Source organism: Methanospirillum hungatei, assembly GCF_020216685.1.
Taxonomy (GTDB): domain Archaea; phylum Halobacteriota; class Methanomicrobia; order Methanomicrobiales; family Methanospirillaceae; genus Methanospirillum; species Methanospirillum hungatei_B.
Map to the genome: position 1 here is coordinate 1 of NZ_JAIWNS010000233.1, position 6771 is coordinate 6771.

Sequence of the window (6771 nt, forward strand, 5' to 3'; positions counted from 1 at the left end):
CGGCATCAGGCACTCTTTGAACCGGTCCATGGCAGTGCTCCTGATATAGCCGGGAAGGGCCTTGCAAATCCCATTGCGGCCATCAGGTGTGTATCCCTGCTTCTCAAGTATGTCGGAGAGAAACCCCGTGCCATTGAAGTGGAAAAGGCGATTCAAAAGACCATCGCCGATGGGATCAAGACCCCTGATCTCGGGGGTACTGCAACAACTGAGGAAGTGGGACGGGCAGTCCTTTCACATCTTGCATCATCAAAAAAGGCAGAGGGTCCTGACCTCTGAACCCTTATATCAGCCGGTTAATCTCATCAAAGAGACGTGAAAATCGGTCAATCGTCTCTTCGTCCAGATTCTGGGGAGATTCACAGATCCGGTCGGAGAGCAGTTCTGCAACCCGCCAGCGTTCAAAATGCTCTCCCTGCCTTCGTTCAACAAGGTCTGCTATCTGAAGGGCAATTCCCCGCTCTTCATTTCGTTCGGCCGGGCTTTTTTCTGATATCTGTCCAAGCGGCAGATCTGGATATATATCCTTGACACACCGGTGATAAAACTCTGGAGAGAAGAGATCCTCTATTCCGGCACCCTGACGGTTTACAAACGAACTATAGAGGAGGAGTCCGTTCCCCTCGCGGATATGCATGGACGGGAGTTTTTCAAGCACCCCCTGCGGGATATTGTGTCCGGAAAGGAGGACTGCTGCCGGTTTTTTATGTGCCGTCATCATCAGGGCGAGGGGTAGTAGGTTTGCCGCCCCTCCGGACGGGGTGATTCTGATATCAGGAGAAAGGCCGGTCTTCCCTCTGCTCCTGAGAACATAATTCATGGCCTGCAGCAGCCAGAGGTCATGGGTGTCTTCAACGACCAGCTGCTTTCCGCCGGAGAGGGTTCTTTCTGCTATTCTGGTAGCAAGGGCTGCTTCAAGGGGGAAGAGAGAATCGCGATCTGCAGGCCAGTCAGATACTGATACCTTTGTGGTTCCGTCCTCACCCTCATAGACGGTCCTGACCCGGTCAAGATGATCAAGGTCAATCATGAACGGGGAGTGGGTTGAGAAGAATATCTGGTTCTGATGGGAGATACGTTCAAAGAACCGGGTAGCCTGCTGCTGGGCGGTCGGGTGGAGCTGGAGTCCTGGTTCGTCAAGGAGCAGGATACTGTCCTGGTATGCATCACCTGATTCTACAAGGAATACAAGGTAAAAGGAGAAGAAGTATTGCAGACCTGCACTCCTCTGTTCCAGTTCTATCTCCGAGGGATCCAGGTCATCAGATACCCATACTCTGAAATAATCTCCGTCAATGTCATACCTGAATCGTATCTTTCTCTGTCCCCACCAGTCCTCGAACTTCTTTGTCATGAGGTTTGAGGCCGTTGAGAGGAGGATTGAACGCTCATCGACCTGTCTTCTGATGATCGGGTTGTCATCGACTGCATTCTTGTGGGAGCCGAGACGGTCCAGTTGATCCAGGTCAAGGTTTACATGCCGAAAGAGGCAGTGTGTTGCACGAAGACCGGGGGTATCTGGATGGGACTTAAGCGTTGCAATAAATGTCGGGATATGTATCGCACTCTCAATGACATTGTACTGATCAAAGTAGACAAATTTTGGCAGATGCTCAATCACATACCGGTTTGCAGCCATCAGCCCTTCAAAAATCTCCATCTGCCTGATCAGGCGGTACATCGGTTCGGTAACCGGGTCAAGGATGTCATGCTGCCATGGTTCATTGGCCCTGCTTTTAATCGCATTAATAAGATCTGCAATATGCCGTTTGTGAACCTGTCCGTCAACCGGAATAGCACTTTTTTGCTCTTCGAGAAATGCTAAAAGACCTTCTTTTATACGCCCCAGTTCCTCGCCCTTCCCCTCCGGAGCGATCAGGTTTCGGATATGTTCAATGGCACTTTCAATCGCATAAATCAGGTCAGGAGGGGTGATAAGATCTACGCCGACATCAGGATGATAGGTGATGCTGTATGTCCCGGTATAATGACGGGTGACCTCAACAGATCTGACTTCACTGCATAATTCAGATATCGCAGCGATATCACGCTGTTCATCAGGAGTGAGGACAAACCTGCCCGAGGCGACCGGCCAGTCGGTTCTGGTAATCTCTGCTGCATACCGCTGGCGTGGGAATTCTTTCAGCCCGTCATACCCTTCCCCGTCTGAAGGATTCAGTTTTGAAAGTGCCCGGAATATTGCAGACTTTCCTGATTCGTTCTTTCCAACAAATGTGGTGAGGTTCTGGACCGGAATCCATCCGGTGTCCTCAATAATTTTATAGTTCTGAACCCGGAACTCGGCAAGTTGCATAGGATATCTCTCGATTTGTTATCCTATAAATATAGTATGCTCATACTGCAGAGTCTGACAAAAAGATTGCAGGCAGTGAGGTATCCCCGGACGCCGGATACCCCCCTCTGTAAAGCGTGTATGGTATTCTGATGCTACCGGATCAGATGAAAGAGCCGTGTATCTGCACCCGGTATGAGCACCATACGCTTTCATATCATGCTGTCACTATAAATGGTTTCTCTTTTCTTTCTGAAAAAAGTCAAATGGTGAAAGGGATGACTGTTCTGGATTATCTGCGCTGGAAAGACTGAAAGAGTTCTCCGGTTTTTATCTTCTCCAAAAACAGGTTAAGTTCTAACTGATCCCGGTGAAAATACATATGTGCTGAGATACTGATTGTTTCAAGCCATCCCTGTGAGACTTTTTCCTCGTCGTTCTTTCGTTTCAGGTTAATCTGTTCACAAATAAATTTCTGGAGATGGGCAAGGCCGTATGCGTTCTGCCCCCAGGCTGATAACATGTCATTGCTTCTGAAGACACAGATGAGGTTGAGATGATTATTCTTATCAATGACACACTGCACCAGCTGCAGGCAGGGGGGCTCATCAGCGGCGATATCCTGAACCGGGAACCAGGTAATTGAGATTGCACGACGGCTTTCAGGGTTATGAATAAGCCGGTTTATAATGCTCTCCTGTATCTGGTCAATCCCTCCATATCGTCCGTCACCCTTCCAGATAACCTCCCCGCATGCATCAGCCGGAACATATCCCAGCTTTCTAAAGAGCCCATCGACGGCATTTTTGAACGCCCCAACTTGTTTTCTGACGATTCCCACCTCTGCCTTCGGATAATCACGGAGCCGGTTGCCATAGGTATATACAGCATCTGTCCCGTCGTCACGGCGCGGTGTAATGGTATAGAGGGAAGCCTGGTACTGTTCAGAGAATTTCTCTCCAAAAAGGGATGCCCCTGAACGCATCGGCTCTGCAAAAGGCTCGTCCACGTGTATGCAGATCGGCTCTTCCGGATCCCAGGTATATTCGCCGTCTTCAGTTACCCTTACCTGCCCTTCACATCGCCTGGCAATCTCCCTGATCACCTCTTCGTGGGCCTGTCCGATACTTCGCTTCCTGATTAGGATCATATGAGTTCCTGTGGGATTTCTTAAATCAGGGCTGTTTACCGGCATTCCTGATTATGGCTGCACAAATCCACCAGCTGCCATCAATGTCTGATACAAACCAGGAGTTCCCTGTTGCAGCATCTACATAGAGACCCCCGCCCGTTGTTGCAAGGTCCCGCATCATCCTGACCTGTCCGGCGTCATGGTCATCTGCAATAAACCGGGAACCGACTTCGCCTGGTCGTGTGCTGTCTGCAAGAAGGACGCCGTCGGTATCATATGCGACAATAACCATACCTTCTGCGTTAAACTGCCCGGAGGGATTGGAAAATTCTGCCAGTGCCGCATCCTTCCCTTTCTCGAGTGCAAATGCACGTGCCTCTAAGGCCCGGTTCATCAGTTTCTCCTGCGGGGAAATATCCGGAATTATTGGTACATCGGTCAGGTTTGCACTCGTTGTATTATTCTGTGCAGACTGGTTTTCCTCTGATATTACCCCCCCGGGTACCAGGAGAAGTATGATAAGAAGCAAAAGGACTGCCTGAATCTTCATGTGTGTATGGTTTCGTTCGGTATGGTATCTGGTTTGCGTTTGATTTTTTTGCAAATTTTCATCTCGAAATCCCGGCACTCTGGGATCTTTAGGAGATTGAAAAAAGGAATGAGCCGGTTATGACATCTTTTCTATCGCTTTCTCTTTTCCTTCCAGGGCATCACGAAGTCCGGGGTCCAGAATAAGCGCAGTATCATATGACATGACCGCCTCGGCATACCGGCCCAGAGCAGAGAGGGCATCTCCCCGGTTGCTCCATCCCCGTGCATAATCCGGCTCCAGTATGGTTGCTTTATCTGCTGAAGCCAGTGCCTCCTCAAATCGTCCGGCAAGGTTAAGACACCAGGCCCGGTTACTGTATGCCTTCCCATATTCAGGATCCAGCCGTAATGATTCATCAAACATGGCAATGGCCTCCTCATATCTTCCCAGGTAGGTCAGGGCGATTCCCTTGTTGTTCCAGGCCTTTTTATAGGTCGGATCAACAGCGATTGCCGTATCATACTGCTGTATCGCCTCCTCATATCTTCCCAGACTTTTCAGGGTTTTTCCTTTCCCGTTTAAAGCCTCAAGATGTTCAGGGTCGATGGCGAGGGCCTGATCAAGGATGATGAGGGCTTGGTCATACTGGTCCTGATCATAGAGCATATTCCCCTGTGCCGCCAGTTCATCTGCCGGGGATGCATAAGCCGGCCAGAACCCGGACATCATTACCAGAAAGAACAGCACATATACCCATCTCATGATGATACCATACATCTCTGATCTTTAAGAAGTTCATTATCACCTCCTGAGTGTATCGATGTCCGCACCTTGATATGAACCGGTGTCCTACAGTTGTATCAGGTAGATTACAGAGCCGATGATCTCAGTCCTGTACGTTGATGATGACGAATCCTTCTGCGGGTTTTTCAAGTTATACCTGGAGAGGATGGAAGGTTTTTCTGTCACAACCGTACGGTCAGGGTTCAAAGCGCTTGAAATGATCCTGTCCGGTTCGTTTGACATCATCGTCTCTGATTATCATATGCCCGGAATGTCCGGAATGGATCTGTTACGGGCGTACCGTGAGAAAGGGGTGAACATTCCATTTATTCTCTTTACCGGCAAGGGAAGGGAAGAGGTCGTCATTGAGGCGATTAACGAGGGCGCAACTTTTTATCTGCAAAAGGGGGGTGATCCACCTTCTCTCTTTGCCGAACTTGCCCATAAGATACGGCAGGCTGTTCATGCACAAGATGCACAAAAAGCCCTGTTAGAGAGTGAAGAGAAGTTTAGGAGATTATTTGAGACTGCGTTTGACGGGATTCTTCTCCTCTCCGACTTTACCATCGTTGACTGTAATAATCAGGCAGCAGCATTGTTTCATGCTGACAAGAGCGAAATGATCGGGTCTGATTTTATCAGACTGGCACCTGAGCTTCAGCCTGAAGGAAGCAGGACCAAAGATAAGGCAGCGGCTTTATTCCGGACTGCGTTACAGGAAGATGGCGCCTTTGTCACCTGGAAGTTTCTCCGGTTTGACGGATCGGTATTTGATGCCGAGATGAGTGTCAGCAAACTGGAGGTAGGGGAGTCCGTTTATTATCAGGCAATTATCCGGGATATTACCGAACGTATCCAGGCTGAACATGAGCTTGAACAGCGGAATATTGATCTCAGTGCGGCATATGAGGAACTTATCGCATCAGGAGAAGAACTGAAGTTTCGTCTGGAAGAACTCCGCCAGTCCCAGGAGATGCTTCAGGAGAGTAAAAAAAAGTACAAGGATCTTGCCGATCTCCTCCCTGAAGGGATATTTGAGTGCTCTCTGAATGGAAATATCACCTATGTCAACCATCAGGCGTATACCATCTTTGGATTTGAGACTGACCAACCCCTGGATGATAAAAATGTACTGGATTTTATCATTCCAGACGATCGGCAACGGGCGGTTCAGATAGTCCAGGATGTCATGAAAGGTGCTCCTTCCAAGCCGCATGAGTATATGGCAATCAGGTCTGATGGTTCAGCATTTCCAGTAATCATTCATTCCACAGCCGTCATTGAGAACGGGACAGTGACGGGGCTTCGTGGCGTCATCATTGATATCTCTGAGAGAAAAAAGGCTGAAGATGAGATCAGGGAATCAAAACAGCAACTGGCTGATGTTATTGACTTTTTCCCCGATGCAACGGTGGTAATCAACAAACACGGAGAGGTGATATTCTGGAACCGTGCAATGGCAGCTCTGACCGGGATAGTGGCAGAGGAGATGCTCGGAAAAGGAAATTATGCATATTCAGTCCCGTTCTATGGTGAGAGAAGGCCGATTCTGGTCGATCTTGCCTTAAAGCCGGATGAAGTACCAAAGAACAATTATGTCCATCTCCATCGTGAGGGGGATGTCATCATCGGGGAGGCGTATATGAGCAGAGCAGGGAAGGAAGGGATGTACCTGTGGGGGGTAGCTTCTCCGCTACGAAATTCTGATGGTGAGATCGTCGGTGCGATAGAATGTATCAGGGATATAACCACCAGAAAGAAGGCAGAAGAGGACCTGAAAAAGTCCCGCGAGGAGCTTGAGATCCTGGTAACTGAGCGGACCAGTGAATTGATGCAGGTCAATCAGGCTCTTCGTGAGAGTGAAGAACGGTACAGGACGTTGGTTGAACTATCCCCTGATCCCATCTTCGTGCATGATGGAAAACAGATCCTCTATGCAAATCCTGCCGGTATCACGTTATTTGGTGCAGAAAAGGAAGAGGAAGTGGTCGGTCAGGATCCTCTTGTATATGTCCACCCGGATTATATCCC

The 6771-nt window shown here is 49.1% G+C and carries 6 protein-coding genes; 2 read left to right on the forward strand and 4 right to left on the reverse strand.

The features are described 5' to 3' along the window. Positions 1–279: isocitrate/isopropylmalate family dehydrogenase (locus LDL35_RS13695; RefSeq protein WP_304023430.1), on the forward strand; the 279-nt coding region annotated here is incomplete at its 5' end. 4 nt (positions 280–283) lie between these two features. Here LDL35_RS13695 and LDL35_RS13700 read toward each other — a convergent pair. From LDL35_RS13700 to LDL35_RS13715, 4 genes are all read right to left on the reverse strand, one after another. Beyond that, positions 284–2314, reverse strand: coding sequence for an AAA family ATPase (locus LDL35_RS13700; RefSeq protein WP_304023432.1), 2031 nt, complete (start codon positions 2312–2314; stop codon positions 284–286). A gap of 271 nt (positions 2315–2585) precedes the next feature. After that, entirely contained in the window at positions 2586–3443 is an 858-nt protein-coding gene (locus tag LDL35_RS13705) for a thymidylate synthase (protein ID WP_304023434.1), read from the reverse strand. A gap of 25 nt (positions 3444–3468) precedes the next feature. Then, positions 3469–3975, reverse strand: coding sequence for a hypothetical protein (locus LDL35_RS13710; RefSeq protein WP_304023436.1), 507 nt, complete (start codon positions 3973–3975; stop codon positions 3469–3471). A gap of 117 nt (positions 3976–4092) precedes the next feature. Continuing rightward, on the reverse strand, positions 4093–4719 hold the full coding sequence (locus tag LDL35_RS13715; protein WP_304023438.1) for a tetratricopeptide repeat protein: 627 nt from the start codon (positions 4717–4719) through the stop codon (positions 4093–4095). Positions 4720–4837: 118 nt separating this feature from the next. On the opposite strand from LDL35_RS13715, the gene LDL35_RS13720 reads away from it, so the two are divergent. Continuing rightward, positions 4838–6771, forward strand: a 1934-nt coding sequence (locus tag LDL35_RS13720; protein ID WP_304023441.1) for a PAS domain S-box protein, incomplete at its 3' end; no start/stop codon positions are given.